16 protein-coding genes are annotated in these 26,045 nt (G+C 64.2%); 6 read left to right on the top strand and 10 right to left on the bottom strand.

Annotated elements, in window-relative coordinates; all coding sequences use genetic code 11:
- Nucleotides 1–46: 46 nt before the first annotated feature.
- The gene (locus RJQ10_RS14790) at nt 47–1,891 is read left to right on the top strand and encodes a transglycosylase SLT domain-containing protein (RefSeq protein ID WP_350147950.1); all 1,845 of its coding nucleotides are present in this window, start codon (nt 47–49) and stop codon (nt 1,889–1,891) included.
- Nucleotides 1,892–2,056: 165 nt separating this feature from the next.
- On the top strand, nt 2,057–4,387 hold the full coding sequence (locus tag RJQ10_RS14785; RefSeq protein ID WP_350147948.1) for a TonB-dependent receptor: 2,331 nt from the start codon (nt 2,057–2,059) through the stop codon (nt 4,385–4,387).
- Nucleotides 4,388–4,404: 17 nt separating this feature from the next.
- Here the strand turns inward: RJQ10_RS14785 and sstT are convergent, their stop codons facing one another.
- Nucleotides 4,405–5,592: a serine/threonine transporter SstT gene (gene sstT / locus RJQ10_RS14780; protein ID WP_350147946.1), complete on the bottom strand. Its 1,188-nt coding sequence runs from the start codon at nt 5,590–5,592 to the stop codon at nt 4,405–4,407.
- A 134-nt stretch (nt 5,593–5,726) separates the two neighbouring features.
- Between sstT and RJQ10_RS14775 the strand changes: the two genes are divergently transcribed.
- Nucleotides 5,727–6,680: a DMT family transporter gene (locus RJQ10_RS14775; protein WP_350147944.1), complete on the top strand. Its 954-nt coding sequence runs from the start codon at nt 5,727–5,729 to the stop codon at nt 6,678–6,680.
- Between the two features lie 18 nt (nt 6,681–6,698).
- Here the strand turns inward: RJQ10_RS14775 and RJQ10_RS14770 are convergent, their stop codons facing one another.
- Genes RJQ10_RS14770 through RJQ10_RS14760 form a run of 3 tightly spaced genes read right to left on the bottom strand, consistent with a single transcriptional unit; the run spans nt 6,699 to nt 12,163 of the window.
- Nucleotides 6,699–8,945, bottom strand: coding sequence for a xanthine dehydrogenase family protein molybdopterin-binding subunit (locus RJQ10_RS14770; protein WP_350147942.1), 2,247 nt, complete (start codon nt 8,943–8,945; stop codon nt 6,699–6,701).
- Nucleotides 8,942–9,433, bottom strand: coding sequence for a (2Fe-2S)-binding protein (locus RJQ10_RS14765; protein ID WP_350147971.1), 492 nt, complete (start codon nt 9,431–9,433; stop codon nt 8,942–8,944). Before RJQ10_RS14765 ends, RJQ10_RS14770 begins: the two co-directional genes overlap by 4 nt.
- A gap of 54 nt (nt 9,434–9,487) precedes the next feature.
- Nucleotides 9,488–12,163, bottom strand: a complete 2,676-nt coding sequence (locus RJQ10_RS14760) for a cation-translocating P-type ATPase (protein WP_350147940.1) — start codon at nt 12,161–12,163, stop codon at nt 9,488–9,490.
- Between the two features lie 181 nt (nt 12,164–12,344).
- On the opposite strand from RJQ10_RS14760, the gene RJQ10_RS14755 reads away from it, so the two are divergent.
- Nucleotides 12,345–13,622 carry an O-acetylhomoserine aminocarboxypropyltransferase/cysteine synthase family protein gene (locus RJQ10_RS14755; RefSeq protein WP_350147938.1) on the top strand — a complete coding sequence of 426 codons (1,278 nt, stop codon included), beginning with the start codon at nt 12,345–12,347 and terminating at the stop codon, nt 13,620–13,622.
- Between the two features lie 62 nt (nt 13,623–13,684).
- Here RJQ10_RS14755 and RJQ10_RS14750 read toward each other — a convergent pair whose 3' ends face one another.
- Both RJQ10_RS14750 and RJQ10_RS14745 read right to left on the bottom strand, forming a co-directional pair.
- Nucleotides 13,685–14,560, bottom strand: coding sequence for a DUF2971 domain-containing protein (locus tag RJQ10_RS14750; RefSeq protein WP_350147936.1), 876 nt, complete (start codon nt 14,558–14,560; stop codon nt 13,685–13,687).
- 36 nt (nt 14,561–14,596) lie between these two features.
- The gene (locus RJQ10_RS14745) at nt 14,597–16,999 is read right to left on the bottom strand and encodes an acyl-CoA dehydrogenase (protein ID WP_350147934.1); all 2,403 of its coding nucleotides are present in this window, start codon (nt 16,997–16,999) and stop codon (nt 14,597–14,599) included.
- Nucleotides 17,000–17,223: 224 nt separating this feature from the next.
- Here RJQ10_RS14745 and sodB point away from each other — a divergent pair, with 224 nt between their 5' ends.
- Complete coding sequence (sodB, locus tag RJQ10_RS14740; protein ID WP_350147932.1) at nt 17,224–17,805, top strand: superoxide dismutase [Fe]; 582 nt, start codon at nt 17,224–17,226, stop codon at nt 17,803–17,805.
- A 49-nt stretch (nt 17,806–17,854) separates the two neighbouring features.
- On the opposite strand, the gene RJQ10_RS14735 is transcribed toward sodB, so the two are convergent.
- Complete coding sequence (locus RJQ10_RS14735) at nt 17,855–18,310, bottom strand: Lrp/AsnC family transcriptional regulator (protein ID WP_350147930.1); 456 nt, start codon at nt 18,308–18,310, stop codon at nt 17,855–17,857.
- 166 nt (nt 18,311–18,476) lie between these two features.
- Here RJQ10_RS14735 and RJQ10_RS14730 point away from each other — a divergent pair, with 166 nt between their 5' ends.
- Complete coding sequence (locus RJQ10_RS14730) at nt 18,477–20,150, top strand: aminotransferase class V-fold PLP-dependent enzyme (protein ID WP_350147928.1); 1,674 nt, start codon at nt 18,477–18,479, stop codon at nt 20,148–20,150.
- 4 nt (nt 20,151–20,154) lie between these two features.
- Here the strand turns inward: RJQ10_RS14730 and RJQ10_RS14725 are convergent, their stop codons facing one another.
- The 3 genes from RJQ10_RS14725 to RJQ10_RS14715 form a co-directional block, all read right to left on the bottom strand.
- Nucleotides 20,155–21,894 carry an amidohydrolase gene (locus RJQ10_RS14725; protein ID WP_350147926.1) on the bottom strand — a complete coding sequence of 580 codons (1,740 nt, stop codon included), beginning with the start codon at nt 21,892–21,894 and terminating at the stop codon, nt 20,155–20,157.
- A gap of 98 nt (nt 21,895–21,992) precedes the next feature.
- Nucleotides 21,993–23,864, bottom strand: coding sequence for a hydantoinase B/oxoprolinase family protein (locus tag RJQ10_RS14720; RefSeq protein ID WP_350147924.1), 1,872 nt, complete (start codon nt 23,862–23,864; stop codon nt 21,993–21,995).
- Nucleotides 23,865–23,876: 12 nt separating this feature from the next.
- Nucleotides 23,877–25,937 carry a hydantoinase/oxoprolinase family protein gene (locus RJQ10_RS14715; protein WP_350147922.1) on the bottom strand — a complete coding sequence of 687 codons (2,061 nt, stop codon included), beginning with the start codon at nt 25,935–25,937 and terminating at the stop codon, nt 23,877–23,879.
- Nucleotides 25,938–26,045 lie beyond the last annotated feature (108 nt).

The following is a 26,045-nucleotide window of genomic DNA, read 5'->3' as shown; positions in this document are numbered from 1 at the left end:
TTGGGTATGATCGGCGCCCCGAAACGTCTGCTTAGCGGAAGCCGAGATGTCACTTTGTGTTCCCTGTGCCCGCCTACCCGCGTTGCTGTGCTGGGCACTGGCAGCGCTGTTACCGGTGCCGGCACTGGCCGTGCCCATCGAACTGCCGGTCAGCCTGGACTACGCCGTGGTCAACGATGCCCTGGCGCGACAGGTATTCCAGAGTCCGGACGGCAGTGCCGAATTGTTCAGGGATAGCCAGGACTGCAACCAGCTGACGCTGTCCGACCCGCAGGTGGAAGGTACGGAAAACGGCCAGCTGCGGCTGACAACAAAGGTCCGAGCCCGCGTCGGCACCCCGCTGGCCGGACGCTGCATTCTACCTTTTGCCTGGAATGGCAGCATTGAAACCCTCGAGGAGGTCCTGGTCGCGCCCGCGGGTGGCCGGGTGACCTTTCGCATTATCGACTCAAATATTCTCAGCGGGGACGACCAGAAACGGAAGATGCCCGGCGTCGTCTGGAACTGGATCAAGGACCAGGTGCACCCACGGCTGGGCGGCGTCACCATCGATTTCGGACCCGCCCTCGCCGATTTGCGCACCCTTGTCTACGATACACTGCCCGCGGACCAGACCGAGCGCGGGCTGATCGCCGACTCGCTGCAATTGCAGAGCGCCCGGGCCGAGCTCGAGGCCCTGACGGTGATCCTCGCGCTGGAGGCGCCGCTGCCACCGCCCGACTGGACACCGGTGCCGGAAGCAGCTCTCACCGAAGAAGAGCTGGCCCGCTGGGACGCCGCGTGGCAATCCTGGGACGCCTTTGCCACATGGCTGATCAAGGATCTGGCCGCCCCTGCGCAGCCAGAGTTGCGCGATGCCCTGGCGGAGATACTGCTGGAAGCAAGGCACGAACTGCGGGACGCGCTGGCTGCGGACGTTCGCGACGAGGACCCCGTGCGCAGCCTGTTTCTCTCCACCTGGGAAAGACTGGCGCCACTGCTGCGCGACAGCGACCTGAACCTGCCCGGCGCCCGCAGCGTGGGACTGGCGACGTTCATCAGCGCCGGCAACGCGCTGCAGGCCTTGGATACCGCTGCCCCGCACCTCGGGCTGACTCTGGACAGCGACTCTCTGCGGCGGATGGCACGGATGCTGGCGCCTGCAGTCTCCGAGGAGGAGCTGGGCTACACCACCCGGGTCGATCCCGAGCTGCGGCAGTTGCTGGGGCTGGAGCCGGAGCTGGAAATCGAAACCCTGGAGGACACCTCTGCGTCCGGCCCTTTTGCCTGGCTGATCACGCCCTCCTGGGCGGCGGCTGTGAGCCCGTCGCTGGTGAAACTGCTGACCAACTGGATTCCAGAGCAGAGTGACCTGGATCGCTACCTGCGAACCATGGAACAGTTGCTGGACGAAAGCATTGCTACAGAACGCAAGCGCGGCAAGGTGGGCGACGATTATTTCGACCTGTACGAGAACCTTGTTCGGGCTACCGCCTGGCAGGAGTCCTGTTGGCGCCAGTTCGTGGAGACCAACGGTGTGATCAAGCCGATCCAGTCCTCCGCCGGCTCGGTGGGACTGATGCAGATCAACCAGCATGTCTGGCGCAATATCTATGACCTCGATGCGCTGCAGAACAATGTCGGCTACAACGCCCGAGCCGGCAACGAGATTCTCGCGCACTACCTGGTCGACTACGCCATCAAGCGCAAGGAGCATCAGGTCAGGGGCAATATCCACGATCTGGCGCGCGCCACCTACGGTGTCTACAACGGCGGGCCTCGGCATCTGTCACGTTACCGCCGGGAAGACACCAACAGCTATCTGCGGGGCATCGACGCCGCTTTCTGGACCAAGTACCAGGCAATCCGCAAGCAGGGCGCAGATGCCGTGAGGCAGTGCTACGGCGGCTAGGAATCCCTGAAAGCCAACCGAACGCCTGACCTTACAGCGGCGGGGGCGAAAGCGGAGGCAGGCGTCAATGCCACTTTTTAACACAATTCAGCGCCGGCGAAATTGCGTGACCGGGCTCCAGTAGTGTTAGATTGGGGAGAAAATAATCAAGGAAGGCCGCACCCCATGATCAAGCACTGCTCTCGCCCCACCGCCATCGCCGCCGCCATCGCCACTGCCGTAACCTGCGGCGCCGTTGGCGCCCGGGCCCAGGTACTCGAGGAGGTTATTGTCACCGCGCAGAAGCGAGAGCAAAGCCTGCAGGACGTCCCGATTGCGGTTACCGCGTTTACCAACGAGATGCTGCAGAAAACCGGGGTCCGCGACATGTTCGAGCTGGCGAACAATGACCCGGCCCTGATCGTCAGCAAGACCCAGACCTCCACCACTTCCAATTTCAGCATTCGCGGCGTGTTTACCAGCGGCCAGAATTTTGGCCTGGAATCATCGGTCGGCCTGTATGTGGACGGCGTCTACCGGGCGCGGCAGAGCTCGATGATCAACAACCTGGTGGACCTGGCTTCGGTGGAGGTGCTGCGCGGTCCCCAGGGCACCCTGTTCGGGCGCAACACGCCCTCCGGAGCAGTGTCGATGAACAGCGTCAGGCCCGACCATGAAGGCACCGGCTATCTCGAAGCCCAGGCCGGCGACCTCGGCCTGCTGGCCCTGCAGGGTGCGAAATCCTTTTCCGCCATCGACAACGAACTGGCCTTCAGGCTGACCGGCTTTTACCAGGAGCGCGACGGCTATATCGATGTAGTTGGCCTCGGCAAAGACCTGATCGACGACCGCGACCGCTGGGGTGTGCGCCTGCAGGCGCTGTATACGCCCAGCGACCAGCTCTCGGTGCTGGTCATCGCCGACCGCTCCGAAGTCGACGAGGTCTGCTGCACCGCGGGCAACTACAAGAACAATCTGGTGGCGCAAGGCCTGGCGCCCGGCGCACCGGTCAAGACCGGCTCCGACCAGCGAGTGCTGAACCTGGGTGGCACCGTACTCGACCAGGATGAATTTTTCGGCGGTGCGGTGGCTGCCAGTTTCCTGCCGGAGTCAAGCAACGAGGACCAGGGTATTTCCGTGCAGCTGGACTGGCAGGCCGACAATTTCCTGGTCACCAGCATCACTGCCTTTCGCACCTTCGAGTCCTACGACAACGCGGACGTCGACTTCTACGACATCGATGCCCTGATCCGCAGTAACGATGCCGAGCAGGATCAGTTCTCGCAGGAACTGCGCCTGAGCAACGAAACCGAGGACTTCACCTGGGTGGTCGGCGCCTACTACTTCGAGCAGGATCTGGACTCCGTCGTCGACACCCTGGTCGGCCCGGACACCGGCGGCCTGGTGGGAGTTCCCACGATCGCCTTCCCCGCCGGCACCGGCTCGCGCAACGTCGCCAGCCAGGACCACAGCACCTGGGCCCTGTTCGGCCAGTTCGACTATAACCTGACCGACAGCCTGGTGCTGACAGCGGGTGGCCGCTGGACCAAGGAAGACAAGGACATGGTGAACGTGTTCACCCAGGACGCATCCGCGGTGCTGGACTTCGTCTCACCGGGCTGGGGTTTCTGGCTGTTCCCGCCGCTGGCGCCGCGTGCGGACGTCGATGAAACGATCGATGACGACCAGTTCACCGGCACCATCAAGCTGAGCTGGTTTGCCACCGACGACCTGATGCTGTACGCCTCCTACGGCACCGGCTACAAGGCCGGCGGCGTGAACACCGACCGCATCGCCGCCATCCTGCCGGTGGCGTTTGACGCCGAGACCTCCAAATCCTTCGAAGTCGGCATGAAGGCGGAGTTCCCGGAGCAGGCCCTGCGGGTCAACGTGGCCCTGCACCGCACCGACACCGAGGACCTGCAAACCATATCCTTCCAGGGCACGGGCTTCGCACTGCAAAACGCCGGCGTGGCCAAGACCCAGGGCGGCGAAATCGACGCCATCTGGCAGCCGCTGGAGGGCCTGAGCCTGACTCTCGCCTACGCCTACAACGACGGTGAGTACGAGGATTTCGCCGCGGGGGATTGCTGGATCAGCACCCCCTGGCATACCAACCTGCCCGACCCGCGCGCCAATGGCGATGGCTCCTGCGACCGCAGCGGCGGCCTGCTCTCCGGCAACCCGGAAAACGTCGCCGTGGCCTCGGCCCGGCAGGCGTTCCCGCTGGGTAATGGCCTCACCGGCTACGTGTTCGGGGAATATATCTTTACCGATGAGCGCATGACCGATGTCAACAACGACCCGGCCAAGCTCGCGGGCTCCTATGAACTGCTCAACCTGCGGGCGGGCCTGATCATGGAACAGTGGGACGCCGAGATTACCCTCTGGGGCCGCAATGTACTGGACGAGGACTACACCAACACCATCTCCGACGGTGTAGCCCAGGACGGACGGTTGATCGCCTACTTCAATGAGCCGGCGACCTGGGGGGTCACCCTGCGCAAGAATTTCTGAGCAGGAGGCGGCAGTGTCTAACGGCGCACCTGGTCCACGGCGTAGGTGTAAACGACATCGGTACTGGAGTTCAGGGCGGTCTCCGCGGAGTCCTGAATGACACTGATCACAAATCCCACTGCCACCACCTGCATCGCAACCTCCAGTGAAATACCGAACAGCGAGCAGGCCAGCGGCACCAGCAGCAGGCTGCCTGACGGCACCCCGCTGGCACCACAGGCAGCCAGCGCAGAGACAACGCACAGTACCAGTGCGGTAGCCAGAGACACCTCGATACCGAGGGTGTTGGCGGCGGCCAGGGTCAGCACCGTGATGGTGATGGCGGCACCCGCCATGTTGACCGTCGCCCCAATCGGGATCGTCACCGCATAGAGCTCTTCACTGATGCCGAGTTTCTTCGCCAGGTTCAGGTTCACCGGAATATTGGCCGCGGAGCTACGGGTAAAGAACGCGGTGACCCCCGACTCCTCCAGGCACTTGAACACGATGGGATAGGGGTTGCGCTGGATCAGCAGAAACACCAGCAATGGATTGACCAGCAGCGCCATCACCAGCATGCAGACCACCAGCAGGCCGGCGAGACTGGCATAGCCCGCCAGCGCCGACAGACCGGTCGTCGCCACCGTCGCACACACCAGGCCGAAAATGCCCAGCGGGGCCAGGCGGATGACATGGCCGACGATATCGCCAACGCCCACCGCAAGTGTCTGCAGATGCTCCCTGAAGTTGCTGTTGGCCTTGCGAAAACTCAGACCCAGCAGAATGGCCCAGGTCAGGCAGCCGAGAAAGTTGCCGGTGAGCAGCGCATTCACCGGGTTGTCGATCAGCTTGAACAGGACATCGGCCAGCACCGCGGTCACCGCCAGCGGTGGGCTACCCGACGCACCCTCGCTCAGGGCAATCGTCTGCGGGAACAGCTGGCTCAGCAACAGGGCAACCACCGCGGCGCTGACTGTACCCACCAGATACAGGGACAGGGTCAGCAGGGACTTGCGGCCGTCGCTGCCACTCTCGTGCCGGTTGGCGATTGCGGACATCACCAGCAACATCACCAGCAGCGGCGCCACGGCTTTCAGCATGCCCACGAACAGTTCCCCCAGCAGGCCCAGCGGCGCCGCCAGCCCCGGAGCCAGCCACCCCAACAGGGCCCCCAGGACGACCCCGAGAAGTATCTGGGGCACAAGGCCCAGTTTCACTATGGACATGGTTTCCCCACCCGTGCAACGACACACATTCCGAAACAAGTGGCGGATGATACACGCTGGCTTGTTTACAGACACACCCGGGAGGGATTTTTGCTAACCTGCGCGCTTTGCCGCCACAGATCGGGTAGCGAACGGTGATCACTCTCAGCACAGCTCTACTGCTCGCCTGCAGCCTGCTGGTCGGGGCCTGCGGTGCGTCCCAGGCGGGGATCAATTCCCGCCTGCGCCTCGCACTGCATTCGCCCATTCAGGCCGCATTCATTTCCTTCCTCACCGGCACCCTGCTGCTGGGAGTGACCGCTCTCCTGATGAGCTCGCCGTGGTTTGCCCCGGGCACCCCTGCAACCCTTCCCTGGTGGGCCTGGCTGGGAGGCCTGCTCGGCGCCTTCAACGTTACCATGGCGGTCTACCTGGCACCCAAGCTGGGGGCTCTGACGCTGGCGCTCAGCATCATTTGCGGCCAGGTGCTTGCATCAGTGGTGCTGGACCACAACGGCTGGCTGGGCTACCCCAGAATCGAGCTGTCACTGGAGCGGCTACTGGGCGCAGTATTGATTGTCGCCGGCGTGTTGCTGGTGGCCAGGGCCAACCCCCTGGAAGCAGCCGCAGGCAGCCGGCACGGGGCGTTGCCAAACAAGTCGCCAGGCAGGTATTTCCTGCTGGCGTGCAGTATCGCGGTGGGCTGCTCCCTGGCGTCCCAGGCGGGTATCAATGCCGAGTTGCGCACCGCGTTGAGCTCTCCTGTGCAGGCGGCCTTCTTTTCGTTTTTGCTGGGAACACTTGCGCTGGCGCTCGTTACTGCCACCACGGGCCGTGACTGGTTCAGGCCGGGGGCGCTTGCCGCAACGCCCTGGTGGGCATGGCTGGGCGGCTTCCTCGGCGCGTTCATTGTCACCATGTCGGTTTTCCTTGCCCCGCGACTGGGGGCGCTGACCCTGGCGATTGCCATCATCTGCGGGAAAGTATTCGCCTCGCTGGTGCTGGACCAGCAAGGATGGCTGGGCTACCCGAGAGTCCCACTGACAACGCCGAGAGCCATCGGCACCGTGCTGATGGTGCTTGGGGTACTGCTGGTCGCGGCCAACTGACCCCGGCTGCGCCTGCCCTTAAACGCTAAAGTGCTTGCCCAGAGGCAGCTCCCTGATGCGCCTGCCGGTAGCGGCAAACACCGCATTGGCAATCGCCGGCGCGGTCGGCGGTGTGGGAGGCTCTCCCACACCGGTCGGGGCGGCATCGCTGGCAACGATATGGCTGCGGATCACCGCGGGAATCTGATCCATGCGCGCGATCGGGTAGTCGTGGAAATTGGACTGCGCGGCCTCGCCCCCGGCACAGGGTATCTCGCCGTTCCGTGCCCGGCTGAGGCCAAAGTGCATGCCGCCCTCCTTTTGCGCAGGCACCCGGTCCGGGTTGACCACCCGGCCGGCGTCGATCACACCATGCAGTTCGAGTACCCGCAACCGGCCATCCCTGACTTCCACCTTGCTGGCAACCGCGACATCGCTGAGGAAACTGTTGACCACCGAAAGACCCCAGCCCTGCCCCGGCGGCAACTGCTCGCCCCAGGGGATGGAGCCCACCAGCTCCCGAATCACGTTCTTGGTGCGCGCTGTGGCAAAAGGATACTCGGCGATGTCCCGACCGTAATTGCTGTACTCGAAACCATCGGCGCTGAAGTCCAGCAGTCGGTCCTCACCGATCAGCTGTAGCCAGAACTCTGCGGGGTCGACGCCGGCAGCGTGCGCCAACTCATCGACGAAGCTGCCAACCCCGAATGCATAGGGAATGTTGTACACCGAACGCAGCCAGCCAATGCGCACGTGACCGGGAGCCTCGTGACTCTCCACCCGCAGGTTGGGCACGGCGAAGGGCACATTGGCGAAGCCCTGGGACAGCCCGCCACTGCCATTGCTGCGCACGCTGGTATTGAAAGTGGAACCGATCGGCGGCGATGCCTCGCGCGCCAGCCAGGCGGTGACGTTGCCGAGGTCGTCCAGCGCTCCCTTGAAGTGCTGGGCACTGCAGGCATGGAAATAATCGTGGCGGATGTCGTCCTCCCGGCTCCAGACCACCTGCACGGGTTTGCCGACGTGGGATGCCAGCCTTGCCGCCTCGACCGAAAAGTCCGGCTTGGACTTGCGCCCGAAACCGCCGCCCAGCAGGGTCACGTGCACGGTAACGGCGGCAACATCCAGTTCCAGCGTTTCCGCGACCGCCCGCTGGGTGGCCTGCGGTGTCTGGGTGCAGGCCCATATCTCGCAGCGGTCATCCGTAACCCTTGCGGTCGCCACGGGTGGTTCCATGGATGCATGGGCGAGGTAGGGCGTGCGATAGGTTGCCTCGACCACCGAGGCCGCGCGCTCCAGAGCTGCGTCCACATCGCCCCGCTGGCGCCGCACCTCGCCCGGGCCACCCTCGACCCGTGCCGCCAGCTCGTCCAGGTACGCCCCGCTGTCGTGACTGCTGTGGTCGCTGCTGCGCCAGTTCACCTTGAGCGCCGCCCGACCCTTCAGCGCGCTGTGGTTATTGGTCGCAATCACCGCGACACCCTCAATCGGGTTGAAGCCCGGCGCCCCCTCCACCGCCACCAGCTCAACCACATCCAGCACCCCTTTTACCTTCAGTGCCGCCGAGGAGTCATAGGACGCGATGCGCCCCTGCAGCCAGGGCGTCCGCTCGATACTGGCATAGAGCATGCCGGGCAGATGCACGTCTATGCCGTAGATCGTATTGCCGGTGGTCATGTCGAGCAGATCGACAATCGGCACACTGCGGCCGATGTAGCGGAAATCCGCGCTCTCCTTCAGGCGCAGGGTATCCAGCTCCGGCACCGGCAGTTGTGCGGCGCGCGCCGCCAACTCGCCAAAGCCGAGACTGCCGCCTTCACGGTGATAAACCGCGTGATTACGCGCCGTGCACTCTGCTACCGGTACCTGCCAGCTGATCGCGGCGGCCTGCTCCAGCAGGGCGCGGGCGGCAGCGCCCATCTGCCGCATGATGTGGTAGAAGTCGCGCACGGAGCGCGAGCCATCGGTGTTCTGGCTGCCATAGCGGGCGTCCGCGTGGGCCTGGATGACCTTGACCCGGTGCCAGTCCGCCTCCATTTCGTCCGCCACTACCTGCGGCAGGCTGGTGCGGATTCCCGTCCCCATTTCCGAACGGTGGGCGATGATCTCGACGCTGCCGTCCACCGCCACGCTGACAAACAGGTTGAGCTGCTCGCCCCCGGCCTCGTCGAGAATGCCTGCCAGGGCAAGATTGCGCGGCATCACGGTACCCAGCACCAGGCCGCTGGCAGTCAGGCCGGTCAACTGCAGGAAACGACGGCGGGATACCCGGGTCAGGGTGCTCATGCATCGTCCTCCGCTGCCCTGGCACCCGCGCCGGAATCGGCGTCGGCCGCCACGCTCCTGATCGCCGCGCGGATTCGCGGGTAGGTGCCGCAACGACACAGGTTGCCGGCCATCGCGCTGTTGATCTCCGCATCCGACGGCGCGGGATTGCTGGCCAACAGCGCGCTGGCGCTCATCAGCTGACCGGACTGGCAGTAACCACACTGTGGTACGTTGAATTCACGCCAGGCCTGCTGCAGGGGGTGTGAACCGTTGCCCGACAGGCCTTCAATGGTGGTTACCTCGCCACTCGCGGCATCCGCTACGGTCAGCTGGCAGCTGCGCCGTGGCTGCCCATCCAGGTGCACCGTGCAGGCGCCGCAAAGTCCCTTGCCGCAGCCATACTTGGTGCCCCTCAAACCGAGGAGGTCCCGCAATGCCCACAGCAGGGGCATATCGGGCTCGGTATCAAGCTCCGTCGCTTTGCCGTTGATCATCAGTTTCATCATCACACCTGTATTCAATCAACTTCCCACTCTACAGTCTTCAGCACCAGCGGCAAGTCAGGCGGAGCCACGGGCCGCCTGGCCGCGCCGCAGAGTCCACTTGTGAGTTTCCTCCACGACCAGCAGCGTCAGGGCTACCGTCAGCAGCAACAACCACTGCACCAGGGTCACCGGATTCAGCGCCAGCACCTCACTGATTCCCGGCAGGTACATGGCCGCGATGTGTACCCCCTGGGCCAGGGGCACCGCCAGGATCAGGAACGGGTTGCCCAGCGCACGCATGCGAAACAGGGACTGAGTCTCCGAACGGCTGCTGAGTGCATGAATATTGCCGAACAACACCATCAGCATCAGGATCGCGTTGCGGGCTTCGGGAATATCGCTACCGGTATTGACCAACCAGGCGAAGGTCGCAAAGGCCAGCACACCCATGGTGGTACCGCTTACCAGCACATGCTGGATGATGTGCTTCTCGAACACCGGTTCCCGAGGATTGCGCGGCGGCTGCTCCAGTTCATGTCCCTCCGCGGGTTCGAACGCGAGGGCGACATCCTGCAGGCCATTGGCCACCAGGTTCAGCCACAGCAGCTGCACCGCTATCAGCGGCATCGGCAAGCCCGCCAGCACCGTCAGAAAAAACAGCAACAGGGCCGAGAAACCGGTGGTCGTCAGCAGGGCAATAACCTTGCGAATATTGTTGTAGACAATGCGTCCCTGCTCGATACCCGCGACAATGGAGGCAAAGTTGTCGTCAGCAATAATCAGGTCCGCGGTTTCCCGGGCCACGTCGGTCCCGCGCTTGCCCATGGCAACGCCGGCGTTGGCCCGGCGCATGGCGGGCGCATCGTTGACGCCATCGCCGGTGACGGCCACGAAATGACCATTGCGCATCAGACAGTCGACAATCTGCTCTTTCTGCGTCGGCTCTATCCGCGCAAAAACCCTGGCGGGCAGGACCAGCGCATCCAGCGCGGCCTCCCCTTGCGCCGTAGCCTCCCTGATCATGCTGCCGGTGACCACAGCGCCGTCGCTGCTTGCCAACAGCAGTTCCCGGGCGATAGCCCTGGCGGTCATGGGGTGATCGCCGGTGACCATGGCCACTTCGATGCCGCCCCGACGGCAGCGCCGAATGGCCTCCCGCGCCTCCGGGCGTACCGGGTCGATCATCGCCACCAGCCCCAGAAAGGTCATCTCGCCGAGCTGCTCCAGAGCCCCACGCTGCTCCGCCTGGCGCCGCGCCAGCGCAATCAGGCGATAACCTTTGTCCGCCAGCTGTTCGATCTGGCCCTCGATCAGGGCGCGATCCACCGGGACATCCCCGTCCCGGGTACGCATGCAGGTGCACAGGCCGAGCAGTTTCTCCGGGCTGCCCTTGACGTGGAGGACGAGCGGGTGGCCTTCATCCACGTTGAGGCTGCCGCTGAACGCGCGCTCCGATTCGTAGGGAATAAGCTCCAGCCGGGTACGCCGGGCGCGAATGTCGCTGAGCGACAGGCCCAGTTTCTTGGCCAGAATGAGGAAGGCGACATCGACGATGTCGCCATTGGAGACCCATTCGCCACCCGAGTAGTCCAGATGGCTCTCGTTGGCGAGCAGTCCGGTGATACACAGGTCCCGCAACAGCTCCGGATCATCGCCGAGTACGGCGCCACCCGGTGCGACACCCTCCCCGGTCACTTCGAAGGCAGCACCATCCGGCAGCAACGCCTGGCGCACCGTCAACTCATTGACCGTCAGGGTACCGGTCTTGTCGGAGCAGATAAAGGTACAGGACCCGAGTGCCTCCACAGCCACCAGCTTGCGTATAATCACCTTGTGCGCCGCCATGCGCCGCATGCCGATGGCCAACGCCACCGTCAGCGCTGCGGGCAGGCCCTCGGGTATGGCCGACACCGCGAGGCCGATAGCCATCAGGATCATGCCCTCGGTGCTATAGCCCCCGCGGAACAGCATCAGCGCCACCAGCAACAGGATGGCGAGACCAATCGCCCCCGCCATCTGGTAGGTAAACAAACGGATGCGGATCAGGAGCGGCGGATCGGCGGATTCCCGGCCCAGGACAGAATCGGCAATATGGCCAAGCTCGGTGTCGAGCCCCGTGGCGACAACCTGGCCCTGGGCGCGACCGTGGGTCACCGTGCTGCCGGCAAAACAGCGGTTGAACCGCTCTGCCAGCGGTGCGTCATCTGCCACCGAGGCCCGGGCGTTCTTGGTGATGGCGAGGGATTCACCGGTCAGCATCGACTCGTCCACGCTCAGGCTATCGCTGTTTTCCAGCAGAATATCCGCGGGGACCTTGTCTCCTGATGACAGCAGCACCAGATCGCCCGGCACCAGTTCCTCGACGTCGATCCGCCCCGCTGTACCATCGCGGATCACGTGGGCGACGCCGCGCACCATATTGCGCAGTGCGGCCGCGGAACGCTGGGCGGAAAACTCCTGCACCGTGCCAATCGCCGCGTTCAACAGCAGCACGGCCATGATGAACACGGCATTGGCCATCTGGTTCAGCGCCCAGGAAACAACCGCCGCGACCAGCAGAATATAGATGAACGGGCTGAGAAACTGACGCAGGAAAATCGCGGGCAGGCCGGGCAGCGGCGGCTCGGGCAGCTGGTTGCGACCATAGGTCTGCAGACGCTGCCGCGCTTCTTCCGAGCTCAGTCCGCGGCTGGCGGCCCCCTGCCGGGAATCTGTTGCCAGCGCCTGCCGCCCACCGGTATTGTCTGCCAATCTGCCGCCCTCGAACCCTGAAAAATGCACAACAGCCAGTAGTTTACACGCAGCCCCTGCGAAAATCCGCGCAGGCGGGATCCAGCCGCCTCTTTACCGCCAGCTGCGGAGCGGATTGGCCCGCCACCTTCCGTCTGCTACGCTTCCGCGCTGGATAAGACAACCAGAGTGGAACGACACCATGAAACCAGCGACTCTCGCCCTGCACGCGGGCTACGACGGCGACCCGGCAACCAACGCCGCCACCACGCCCATCTACCAGACCACCTCCTACACCTTCAATGACACCCAGCACGGCGCGGACCTGTTCGACCTCAAGGTGCCGGGGAACATCTACAGCCGGATCATGAACCCGACCAACGCCGTGCTGGAAGCGCGCCTGGCCGCGCTGGAAGGCGGGATCGGCGCCCTGGCCGTGGCTTCGGGCATGGCGGCGATTCGCTACGCCATCGAGGCCATCGCGGAAGTCGGCACCAATATCGTCAGCACCTCGCAATTGTACGGCGGCACCTACAACCTGTTTGCCCACACCTTTCCGCGGCAGGGCATTGAAACCCGCTTCGCCAAGGCGGATGACTTTGAGCGCGTTGCCTCGCTGATCGACGACAACACCCGGGCACTGTTCTGCGAATCCATCGGCAATCCGGCCGGCAACGTGGTGGACATCGAGCGCTGGGCAGAAATCGCCCACGCTGCCGGCGTCCCGCTGATTGTCGACAACACTGTGGCCACGCCCCTGCTCTGCAAGGCCTTTGACCACGGCGCCGATATCGTCGTGCACTCACTGACCAAGTACATCGGTGGACACGGCACCACCATTGGCGGCGCCATCGTGGACTCCGGCAAGTTCGACTGGGCAGCCCACCCCGAACGCTTTGCCATCATGAACACGCCGGACCCGTCCTACCACGGCGTGGTCTACACCGAAGCCATGGGTCACGCCGCTTTCATCGGCCGCTGCCGGGTGGTACCGCTGCGCAACACCGGCGCCGCGCTGTCACCCCACAGCGCCTTCCTGCTGATGCAGGGCCTGGAAACCCTCGACCTGCGCATGCGGCGTCATTGCAGCAATGCGAAGAAAGTCGCCAGGTACCTCAGCAAGCACCCGCAGGTCCGCTGGGTAAACTATGCCGGGCTCAAGGACAGCCCCTACCGCAAGACCTGCAAGAAAATCTGCGGCGGCAAGGCATCGGGCATTCTCAGCTTTGGCATAGACGGTGGCCGCGAAGCCGGCGGTCGCTTTATCGACGCCTTGCAGATGATCCTGCGCCTGGTCAATATCGGCGATGCAAAATCCCTGGCCTGCCATCCGGCCAGCACCACCCATCGCCAGCTCAACCCCGAGGAGCTCGCCGCGGCAGGTGTCAGTGAGGATATGGTCCGCATTTCGGTCGGCATCGAGCACATCGACGACATCATCGCCGATATCAAGCAGGCGCTGGCTGCCAGCAAAGGCTGAAACCGCGCGCTCCCGTTACGCGCCCGCGCCCGGCATCAGCCGCGGGCGCGGCGGCCCCCCAGTCAGCGCTTGCGATAGGGGATATCGCAGTAGGTGATGTCCCGGCGCGGCGATGCGCCGCGACTGCGCAGGTACAGTGCCAGGGAGTTCATCGACAAGTCGATATTGCCGGTGGGGCCGAGGAAGGCATGCTCGATTGCCAGCTGGCCCTGCCCGTCACGCAAGTCCAGGGGGAACCAGGGAATGAGCATCGAACTGCCCTCCCGAAACTGCACCGGGGCGGCCGCGGCATCGCTGATCATGGGTGAGACGATGCGCCACTCCTGCTCTTCCTCGAAGGCGGGATGTTTGAGCACGGCGGCAATACGCAGCAGGTCGCCCTCGATCGCCTGGAAGCGGCGCACCCACTGCCGGTTCTGGCTGGCCACCTCGTCGACCTGGTCATTCCCCGCATCCAGTATCTCCACCGCGTCGATGATCTCATCGATCATTTTTTCCTGCTGCGATGGGGTGTAGACGCAGCGGCCCACTTCGAAGTGCTGGCGCCGGGCACAGTCCAGGATCTGTTCCGGCGCGAAGCCCACGCTGACGCCCTTGCCATGGACGCTGTAGCCGCGCCACTGGCTGAGCAGGTTGCCGTTGCCGCGAAAAGAGGCGCAGAACAGCATCGGGCCGCTCACCACCCGATAGGTCAGCCAGTCGAGAAAAGTGGTCAACAGGGCCGGCTTGTCGACCCCGGCGACGATGCGCCGGGTTACCTGCTCCCCGAGCAGATCGAGGGTATGGCGCAGCTCGGTGGAGTCGTTCATGTAGCGGATGTCACTGCAGCGCAGCTCGGCACTGTCGACGATACCGAGGAGGCCACTCAGGGTCGTGTAGTGGTAGAGGACCTCCCGCGGCGGCGTGGCAAAAAGGCGCTGTGAAATGAGGTCAAACATCGCACCGTGGCGCCGGATCCGGCGAGGGCCCTGCCGTCACAGCAGGGCTTCGAAATGGTCGGTGAGCACGCAGTCGCGACGACGGGCATCGTACTCCCGCAGGGGCTCCACGTCGGCGCTGCGAATAAGCTGTTTGTCCACCGCCGCCTGCAGCGCCTCGTCCAGCGTCTCTGCGTCCAGCTCGCCCTTGTTCCAGGCCCGCTGCAGGGCCACGAACGGTTCATCCACCTCCAGCAGCATCTGGAAGGTACTCTCCACCCGGCCAACCGCGTCCTCCGGATCAAGGCTCAGGTACACATGCGTCGCCAACATGGCGCGCACCGCATTGGGCTCCAGTATCAGCGCACCCAGTTCGCGAACCTGGCGATCATCGGGCGCCCCGAAAACCCGACCCAGGGGCAGGCATAAAGCCCTCATGGCCAGGCCCAGGGCACGGGGCTGGAAGTTGCCGCAGTAGGCCAGCAAAGCTTCCTGGGCCGCGTGCAGCGCCCGTTGCAGGGCGTAGGCGGCGTGGGCATCGCCCTCCTCGCTGCGCGGCTGGGTCGCGTGGAACTTCAGCAGGCTGCTGGCAATGAACAACTGGCTGTGGACATCACCCAGACGCGCGGACAGCAGTTCCCGGCGCTTGAGATCGCCGCCGAGAACCCCCAGGGCAACATCGGCGCAGGTGGCCAGTGCCGCACTGAGGTGATTGATACGCTGGTACCAACGGCGGCTGAAGTCGTCGGCACCCGAGGGTACGGGGCTGAAGCGGGCGCCACTGAGGCCCAGCACCACCAGGCGCGCCAGGTTGCTGCTGATATGTCCCAGGTGCCGCAGGAACAGGGGCTCGAAGTCGCGCAGGCCCTCGTGGGTCTCTTCCGCCTCCAGGGTTTGCATCTCGTCCAACAGGAAGGGATGGCAGCGCATGGCGCCCTGGCCAAAAATCATCAGCGAGCGGGTGAGAATGTTGGCGCCCTCGACGGTGATCGCCACCGGCAAGGCATGATAACCGGCGGCCAGGAAGTTGCGCGGACCCAGCTGGATGCCGCGCCCACCCACCACGTCCATGCCGTGGTTGACCAGGGTGCGCATCAGCTCTGTGGCGTGGTATTTTGCCATGGCGGTCATGACTGAAGGGGTGCCGTCCTCAAGACCCTTGGTCACCATCTGGCGCATGGCCTCCAGGGTATACGCGCCCGCCGCGATCTCTGCGGTAGCTTCCTGCACGCCTTCAAACTTGCCCACCTCCATGTTGAACTGGCGCCGGATGCGGGCGTAGGCGCCCACCATCAGGTAGCACATCTCGCCGCTGGCGGTGGACAGGGCCGGCAGGGACACGCCGCGGCCGGCACCCAGGCACTCGATCAGCATGCGCCAGCCCTTGCCCGCCATCTCCGGCCCGCCGATGATCCAGTCCACCGGAATGAACACGTCCTCGCCCATGATGGGACCGTTCATGAACGGTGCACCGGGGTTGTGGCGACGGCCGATCTCTATCCCCGGGTGATCTGCCGGCAGCAGGGCACAGGTGATGCCGTAGTCAACCGTGTCCGGGTCACCCAGCAATCCCTCCGGATCCCGCAGCTGGAAGGCCAGGCCGACAACGGTCGCCACCGGGGCCAGGGTAATCCAGCGCTTGTGAAAGTTGAGTCGCAGGCCAATGACTTCCTCGCCCTCGAACTCTCCCTTGCACACCAGCCCGGTATCGGGGATCGCACCCGCATCCGAGCCCACCTCGGGGCCGGTCAAGCCAAAGCAGGGCAATTCACTGCCATCCGCCAGGCCCGGCAGCCAGCGCTGCTTCTGTTCCTCGGTTCCGTATTTCACCAGCAGTTCGCCGGGACCCAGGGAGTTCGGCACCATCGCGGTAACCGCCGCGGTGATGGAGCGACTGGCAATCTTGCTCATGATCCGGCTCTGGGCGTAGGGGCTGAAGTCCCGTCCGCCAAAAGACTCCGGGATGATCAGGCCGAAGAAACCCTTCTGGCGCAGGAAATCCCAGACTTCCGGCGGCAGGTCCTGGCGCTGGTGCACATCCCACTCGTCGATCATGCCGCAGAGCTCATCGGTCTCATTGTCGATAAACGCCTGCTCTTTCTCTGTCAGCACAGGTGGCTGGATCGCCGCAAAGCGATGCCAGTCGGGGTTGCCGCTGAACAGGTCCTTCTCCCACCAGGTCGTCCCCGCCTCCAGGGCCTCGCGCTCGGTACTGCTCATCGGTGGCATGGCTTCGCGCAGCATGTCGTAAACAGGTGACACCAGATACCGGCGACGCCACTCCGCAACATTGAGCAGGGCAATTACTCCGACAACCGGCAACAGCACGAACCACATGCCACCGTGCAGCTGGGTGAGCAGCAGAGTGCCAACACCGACAATGCCGGAGCCCACCGTCAGCGACGGGCGGTACCAGAACACGGTGATGACCAGGGCCAGGAAGAGCAGAATGGACAGCATGACAGATTTACCTCACTGTGGGGCCACCGCAGAGGCGGCTCCCGTTTCAATCCGTAGACACAACCTTAGTCGATTATTACGTGTGCGCACAATGCGTTATACTCTTCCCTTCGCTGGACCTCCAACCATAACAGCGTCGGTAACCGCCACTGCGGGCCGACGACGCAAAAGAATCAGTCTGGACGATTGCCAACCCACTTATCCTGAGTTTTCGGAGGAACACTATGGCTTTTCAACTTCCCGCCCTGCCCTACTCTCGCGATGCCCTGGCACCGCATATCTCCGCGGAGACCATTGACTACCACTACGGCAAGCACCACAACACCTACGTCGAGAAGCTGAACGGTATGGTTCCCGGTACAGAATTCGAGGGCAAGTCGCTCGAAGACATCATCCGCACCTCCTCCGGCGGCGTGTTCAACAATGCCGCCCAGGTCTGGAACCACAGTTTCTACTGGGAGTGCCTGAGCCCCAACGGCGGCGGCGCAGCTACAGGTGCCGTGGCCGCGGCCATCGACAAGGCCTTCGGCTCCTTCGCCGAATTCAAGCAGGCTTTCACCGAAGCCGCGGTCGGCAACTTCGGTTCCGGCTGGACCTGGCTGGTCAAAAACGGCGACGGCAGCGTTGCCATCGTCAACACCAGCAACGCGGAGACACCGCTGACCAACAGCGCGGTCACGCCGTTGCTGACCGTGGATGTGTGGGAACACGCCTACTACATCGACTACCGCAACGCCCGTCCCAAGTACATGGATGCGTTCTGGGCCCTGGTGAACTGGGACTTCGTGAACAAGAACTTCGCCTGACCCCCTCGCCGGCGCGGAACTCCGCCGCGCCGGCCTGCAACATCCCTCCTTACAGCGGCAACACCGTCGTAGCCTTGATCTCTTCCATGACGAAACTGGCGGACACATCGAACAGGTCGGCGCCGATCAGTTGCTGGTACAGCCTGTCGTAATCGGGCATGTCGGCCACCACAGCCTTCAACAGGTAGTCCAGCTGTCCCCCGAGACGATACACCTCAAGCACCCCCTCAACGCCCTGCACCACCTCCCGAAACCGCCGGGCCCAGGCCTCGTTGTGCTGGTTGGTGCGAAGGGTAATGAACACCGTCAGCCCGAGCCCGACCCGGGCGGCATTGAGCAGGGTGACCCGCTGCCGGATCACCTCGCCCTGCTCCAGCTTCTGCAGCCTGCGCCAGCAAGCGGACTTGGAAATACTCACCCGCTCGGCCAGGTCCGCCACCGAAAGCGCGGCGTCAACCTGCAGCAGACGCAACAGCTTTTTATCCGTCGAATCAAGCACGTCCATCCCTCCAGGCGATTCGAATCGAAACTTTGTCTCGATAACCAACATATTATCGGCACAATGTACCTTAAAGTCTCCGGAATTACACACAATCAGGGACAATGTTTCGCCTCTGTCGCGCTATGCTGGAACCACGATTCAAACCTATATAACCGCGGGAGCACTGCCCATGAGTCACCTGATCGAACGGATTCGCGAGGCCGTCATTGGCCAGCGCCAGCCCATTGCCACGGCTTTCGGTGACATGCCACTGGTGTACGCCGACTACACCGCGTCCGGTCGCAGCCTGAACTTCGTCGAGGACTACATCCGCACGCAGGTGCTGCCCTACTACGCCAACACGCACACGGAAACCTCCTTTACCGGCGCCCACACCAGCGCCCTGCGCGACGCCGCCCGGCACCAGGTGCGCGCGGCGGTGAATGCGGGCAGCGACGACAAGGTCATTTTTTGCGGCGCCGGGGCCACCGCCGCCATCAACAAATTGATCGATGTGATGAACCTGCGGCTGCCGGCGGAGCTGGATTCCCGCTGCCAGCTGTCGGCGCTACTCCCTGAGCAGGAAAGACCGGTGGTTTTCATCGGCCCCTACGAGCACCACTCCAACGAGTTGCCCTGGCGGGAAAGCATCGCCGAGCTGGAGGTCATTCCGCTGGATGCGCGGGGCGGTATCGACCTCGACGCACTGGCGTCCGCCCTGCAGCGCCATGCCCACCGCTCGCTGTTGATCGGCAGCTTCTCCGCCGCCTCCAATGTCACCGGGATCAAGAGCGATGTGGTGGCTGTTACACGCCTGCTGCGAGCGCACGGCGCGCTGGCCTGCTGGGACTACGCCGCCGCCGGTCCCTATGTAGCCATCGACATGAACGGGGAATATCCGCTGGACGCGGTATTCCTGTCCCCGCACAAATTTGTCGGCGGCCCCGGCACGCCGGGCATTCTGGTGGCCAAAGGCGCCCTGTTCAGCAACCGGGTGCCGGCCATGGTCGGCGGTGGCACGGTGATCTACGTGACCCCGGAAGACCATGTCTACAGCAGCGATATTGAACGCCGTGAGGAGGGAGGCACGCCCGCCATCGTGGAATCCATCCGCGCCGGCCTGGTGTTTTCACTGCAGCAGGCGGTGGGCACCGACACCATCCAGGCCCGGGAATCGGCGCTGGCCGAACGGGCCATGGCGCGCTTGCGCGCCTGCCCCAACATCGAGGTCCTCGGCAGCCACGACGCGCCGCGCCTGCCGATTTTTTCCCTGCGTTTTCGTTGCGGTGAGCGCGACCTGCACTACGGTTTCGTGGTGGCGCTGCTGAACGACCTGTTTGGTATCCAGGCCCGCGGCGGCTGCTCCTGCGCCGGGCCCTACGCCCATGCGCTGCTGGGCATGGACATGGCGTACAGCAAGCGCCTGGAGGCCGCGATCAGCGCCGGCGCCAGCCTGCTGCGACCGGGCTGGGTGCGCCTGAACTTCAATTACTTCATTGATGAGGAGGAGTTCGAGTACCTGCTGCGGGCACTGGAACTGGTGGCGGAACACGGCTGGCGGCTGCTGCCCTGCTACCAGGCCAACACCGCCCAGGGCTTGTGGCGATTCCGTGGCCATAACCCGGAGCGCAAGGACCCCATGGCGAGCCTGGCATGGCTGCAGCAAGCGGCAACGCCCGAGCCCCGGCCGACACCGCTGCCACTCAGCGCCCAGCTGGCGCTGGCGGAGCGGGAACTGACCCGGGAGGATCGACCCACAGCTGCATCGCCCCTGATCCTGCCAGCGGCCCAGGAGGCGCTGCGCTGGTTCGTGCTGCCGCAGGAGATCGCACCTGCCCGTGACACTCCGGCGCTGACCGCCTGAGCCCTCAGGGCGTATCCCCGGCAGCGCTGAACACGGTCTGGCCATCGACGATAGTGGTGAGCACGCGGGCAGTGTGAATCGCGTAGGGATCCATCTCGAACAGGTTGTCGCTGAGCACTACCAGGTCCGCCTGCTTGCCTACCTGCAGGGAGCCAACCTGGTCCTCCAGGCGCAATTGCCAGGCGGCATCCATGGTGTAACCGCGGATGGCCTGCTCCAGGGTGATGACCTCGCTGGCAGGAGGCTGCGGCGCGAACTCCGGATCCCCGGCCGGCTGCCGGGTCATCGCCATCTCGATATTGAACAGCGGGTTCAGCCCGTCGAGACCGATCCAGCTGGCGGGGTAGTCGCTGCCCAGGGTGATGCGGGCGCCGCCGGCGGCGATGGAACGCAGGGGGTAGTGCTGCCGCAGGCGATCCTCGCCGAGAAACTCCAGCGCAATATCATCGTAGACGTACCAGGTCGGGGTGGACTGGGCAATCACGTCCAGCGCGCCGAAGCGTGGAATATCCGCGGGATTGACGATCTGCACGTGGCAGAGGGTAAAACGGGAGATGGAGTCAGGATAGGCGTCACGCGCAGCCTCCACCCCGTCCAGAGCCAGACGTACTGCGCCATCTCCCAGTGCGTGAAGATGAACATCAATATTATCACCGGCCGCGCGCACGATCGCCGCCTTGGCGTCGGCGGCCGGGACCAGCGGCTGCGCGCGGTGCCCCTCGGGTTTCCGGTAGGGCTCAAGCATGAAAGCCGTCTGTGCTTCGACCGTGCCGTCCAGGGATATCTTCAGGGTGCGCATGTCGAGGAATTCAGAGTGAAAACGCTGCTGCAGACGCGCGAGGTCCGCCGGCGCCGTGGCAAGCCTGGCAGAGGTGTTCACGTAGAGAGAACCCACCACCCGCAATGGCAGGCGGCCCTCGGCCACGAGGCGATCGAACAGAGCCAGGGTTTCCTCGCCACCGCCGATCATGCCGGCCTCAAAGGCGGCGGTAATACCCATCGCCGACAGGGTAGCGAGAAACTGCTCAGCACCCGCCTCCAGGCTGGCTTCGGTAATGACGCCCAACTGCTCACTGATCCAGGCAAAGGCGCCCCCTTCGATCAGCCAGCCCGTGGGCGTACCGTCGGGATAACGCTTGTAATAGTGCACACCTGGCACCGGGTCCGGCGTATCGGCACTGAGCCCCACCAGCTCCATGGCCTTGCTGTTGATCCAGGCCGAGTGGAAACCCTCATCGAAGATCATGGCCGGCCGGTCCGGCACCGCCCGATCCAGCTCCGCGGCGGTTGGACCCAGGTCACCGAATGCGGCGCCCAGGAAGCCGCTGCCGATCACCGGGCTCTGCTCCGGATAAGCCGCAGCGTGATCGGCAATGGCGGCGACCAGCTGTTCGGGGTTCATGTCCGGACCCAGGGCGGCGGCAAACACATAGGGGATGGTCTCGCCGATGTGCATGTGGGTGTCGATAAAACCCGGCAGCACCAGCTTGCCTTCCAGGTCGGTCTGGCGCGTGGTCGCAGCGACATGCGCCCGGGCTCCGGCGTAGTCGCCGACATAGACGATGGTATCACCGGCAATCGCGACCGTGTCCGCCCAGGGCTGCTCAGGGTCCAGAGTGTAAACACGGGCGTTGTGCAGCAGCTGGTCCGCGGGCTGGGCCAGCAGGGCGGATGCCGGCAGCAGGACAGCGCAGGCCAGAATACCGGCTTGCAAGCGCGCGCGGAGTAGGGACTGGGGCGACATTGGCTTCTCCATTGCATGCGTGCCGAGGCACGTTTGCGCACCAATTTCGCAGAGCATCCCTGTAGGGGCAATACCCCCACAGGGTAAGCAGGACGCGACTAGCGAGCTGCGGAAAAGGTCGGCGCCACCGGCGGAGCCAGATGCGTTTCCTGCTCGCAGCGAGCGCGCAGCTCCTCAATGCTGCCGCCGCGGTTGAACAGCGGGATATTGTCACCGCGTGCGGCAACCCGCTCAGCGCGCAGGGCCTCGGTGGCCACCGTATCCACGCTGCCATCGGCGGCGATCACCACACCGTAGCGTTGCGCGCCCTCCGCCGTCACCAGCCTGCGCTCCACATCCTGGCGCACCAGTTCCGGGTCGCGCTGGTAGGGATCGCCCCAGCCGCCACCGCCCCAGGTGTCGAAGTACAGCAAGTCGCCCTTCTTGACCTTGATGCCCTCCTTCTTGGCGGGGAGCCACTCCTCGCTGCCGTCCACCCGGACAATGCGCTTGGTGGAGCGCATGCCGGTCTCACCGCCCAGCACGCCCCAGGGGTAGGTCAACCAGCGCTCGTCGTGGATGCCGACTTCGCCGTCCGCCAGGAAGCGGTAGGCGACGCTGAGACCATTGCCGCCCCGGTGCAGGCCGGCACCGCCGGAATCGGGGATGGTGGCGTACTGCTCAATGCGCAGCGGAAAATAGCTCTCGATGAACTCGTTGGGCACGTTGGTAAAGCCCGGCCACAGGGAGTGGCCATCAGGACCGTCGCCCACGGGCCGGCCGGGGATACCGCCAAAACCGATCTGGAACAGCTGGAACCACTCGCCGTCATCCTTGTAGCCGGAGTAGAACAGGTGCGGCGAGTCGGAGAAGCCGGCGGCGTTCAGCATCATTTCCGGCGCGCCCATGCCCAGCAATGCGCCCAGCAGGTCGAAGATCCGCCCGAGGGCGTGGGTACGCCCGGACAGAGCTGCGGGAAACTTCGGTTTCAACAGGGTGCCGGCCGGGATACGCACGTCAACCAGGTCGTAGAAGCCATCATTGAAGACAATCTGTGGATCCACCACGTTGATGGTGAAGGAGCCGAAGAACATCTTGAACATGTCCTCGTTGAGGAAGAAGTTCACCGAGCTCTGGGCCTGCGGGTCGGTACCGTCAAAGTCGAAGATCGCCTTCGAGCCCTCGCGCCACATGCGGCACTTGATCCGGTAGGGGCCCATGCCCATGCCGTCGTCGCAGAGGTAGTCCTCGAACTCACGCGGCTCTTCCGGGATGAACATTTCGATAATGTGCTTCATCGCAGCATGATTACGATCAAGCATCACATCCATGGTGGAAAACAGCACGTCGTCGCCAAAGCGCTGGGCCAGCTCCACACAGCGGCGTGCGGCCGTGTTGCAGGCCGCCACCAGGGCATTGAGGTCAAAGCGGTTCCACTGCGGGGTGCGCACGTTGTGCAGAATCAGCTCGAGAATGTCTTCCTGCAGTACACCCTTCTTGTACAGCTTGATGGGCGGGATGCGGATGCCCTCCTGAAAAATGGAGGTGGCCTCGATGGGAATGGAGCCCGGCACCATGCCGCCGTTGTCGGACATGTGCCCGAACATGGCGGACCAGGCGATGTGGCGGCCGTCCTTGAACACCGGCACCAGCACCACCCAGTCCGGCAGGTGCGACACCGCTGCGTTGCACATATAGGGGTCGTTGGTGAGGATGATGTCGCCTTCTTCAATGTCTGCGTCGTACGCCTGCAGAAAGGGCCCGATGAACGAGCCGAACTGACCCACCACCATCTTGCCCTCGCGATTGGCAATCATCGGGAAGCAGTCGCCCTGCTCACGGATGCCCGGGGACATGGCCGTGCGGAACAGCACCGCATCCATCTCTTCGCGGGCGTTGCGCAGGGCATTCTCGATAATGTCGACGGTGACGCCATCGACATCCACCGTCTGCAGGGACTGATCGTTGCTCTGGATAATTCTCGCACTCATGGTCATTCCCCCTCAGGCTACCGGATTGATCAACAGGTTTCCGACCGCATCCACACGGGCGTCGTAGCCGGGAAGGATCACGGTGGTGGAGTCCATCTCGCTGACGATGGCGGGACCGGGCACCACCAGGCCCTCGTGCAGCTTGCCGCGATCATAGATGCTGCAATCGTGCCAGTTGCCCTCATAGTAGAAGCGGCTTTCGTGGATACGGCACTGTTCCAGGGTGTTGCCGGCGGCACCGGTCTGCAGCTCGGCAATCGCCGCGGAGCGCGCCTTCGCCAGGGCGCGAATCATCAGTATCTCGTGCCCGTCGCCGAGCTTGAAGGTGAACAACTGCTCGTGCTCGGCATCGAAGGCGTCGGTCAACAGGGCTACCCCCTTGTCGCGCAGCTCCGCCTCGGTGAAGTCCACCGTGATCTGGAAGGCCTGGCCCACATAGCGCAGGTCGGCCTGGAAGGTGACCTCATGGGTGTCGGCGGCAATGCCGTCAGCCACCAGCGATTCCCCGGCCCGCGCCTGCAGTTCCTGCAGATCCGCCAGCAACTTCTCATTCGTGAGCTCACTGGCCATCATCAGGTAAGTGCGCGCGGCTTCATCCTGCACCTGGGTCGTCGCATCACCGTAGGCACAGAGCACACCGGGGCCCGGCGGAATGATCACCGGCCAGGCATTGGTCAGGATACCCAGCGCATTGGCATGCAGCGGGCCGGCTCCGCCGAATCCAACCAGGGCGAAGTCGCGGGGGTCATACCCTTGCTCCACCGACACCAGCCGCAGGGCCCCGAACATGGACTCGTTGACAATGCGCACGATCCCTTCCGCCGCTTCCATCAGCGGAATATTCATGCCATCCGCCACCTTCTGCACCGCCGCCTCGGAGGCCTCGCGGTTGATCTGCATCTTGCCGCCGAGCTGCACATCCGAGGGCAGATAGCCCAGGACTACGTTGGCGTCACACACGGTCGGTTCGGTGCCGCCCTTCATGTAGCAGGCGGGACCCGGGACCGCGCCCGCGGATTCCGGCCCCACCCGCAGGGCCTTGGTCAGTTCCGGCACAAAGGCGATGGAGCCGCCGCCGGCGCCCACCGTGCGCACGTCCACCGATGGTGCACGGACCCGCACATCACCCACAATGGTTTCGCGGCGCACGCGCGCCTTGGAATTCTGGATCAGGGCGACATCCGTGGAGGTGCCACCCATGTCGAAGGTGAGAATGTTGTCGAACCCGGCGCGACTACAGAAATAGATCGCACCGGCGACGCCGCCGGCCGGGCCGGACATCAGCAGGTTGACCGGCGATTCCTCGGCGGCGCGCGCCGAAGCGAGGCCGCCATCCGAGCGCAGGATCGCCAGCTGGGTATCCCCTCCCATCCGCTCTTCCAGGGCAGCCTGCAGGTTGCGCACATAGGTGGCAACTTCAGGGCGGACATAGGAGTTCACGACGGTGGTCTCTGTCCGCTCGTACTCCTGCATCTCCGGCACCACCTCACTGGAGATCGACACCGGCGTGGCACCGAAGATCTCGCTGGCGATATCCCGTGCCCGGCGCTCGTGCTCACCATTGATATAGGCGTTGATGAAACAGATGGTGAGGGCCTGGATGCCGCCGCGAGCGTGCAGGGCCTTGAGATCCTCACGCAAGCGCTGCTCGTCCAGCGGTGTGACAATACTGCAGTCAGCTCCGATGCGCTCATAGGCACCCATGGTCAGTTCCAGCGGGGCGAGTAGCGGTTTCTTGATAAAGCTGACCCAGCCTCCCAGCCCGCCGGGGCAGTAGGAACGGGCTACCTGCAGCGTGTCCTCGTAGCCCGCTGTGGTCACCAGACCCACTGTGGCGCCGCGCCCGGTCAGGACGGCGTTGGTGGCCACCGTGGTGCCATGCATCACACGGTGGATTGCCGTGGGATCGATCCCGCTCTCCTCACAGATGCGGGCAATGCCGTTCAGCACCCCGATGGAGGAATCCTCCGGCGTGGAAGGCACCTTGGCGGTATGGGTCGCGCCGGTATCCTCGTTGATCAGCAGCAGGTCGGTGAAGGTGCCACCGACGTCCACGCCCAGGCGATAACTCATGGATGTCTCCTCTCAGGGTTAAGTACGTTGTTTGGCCAGCCAGGGCTTGAGCCAGGCCTTCGCCCGGCCGCCGGGGGCGCTACCGGTCAGGGTCTCTGCCAGATCCGA

This window comes from Haliea sp. (genome assembly GCF_040222615.1).
In the GTDB taxonomy this organism is placed as follows: Bacteria; Pseudomonadota; Gammaproteobacteria; order Pseudomonadales; family Halieaceae; genus Haliea.
Note: the sequence above shows the minus strand (reverse complement) of the source record. Positions and strands in the feature narration are given on the sequence as shown.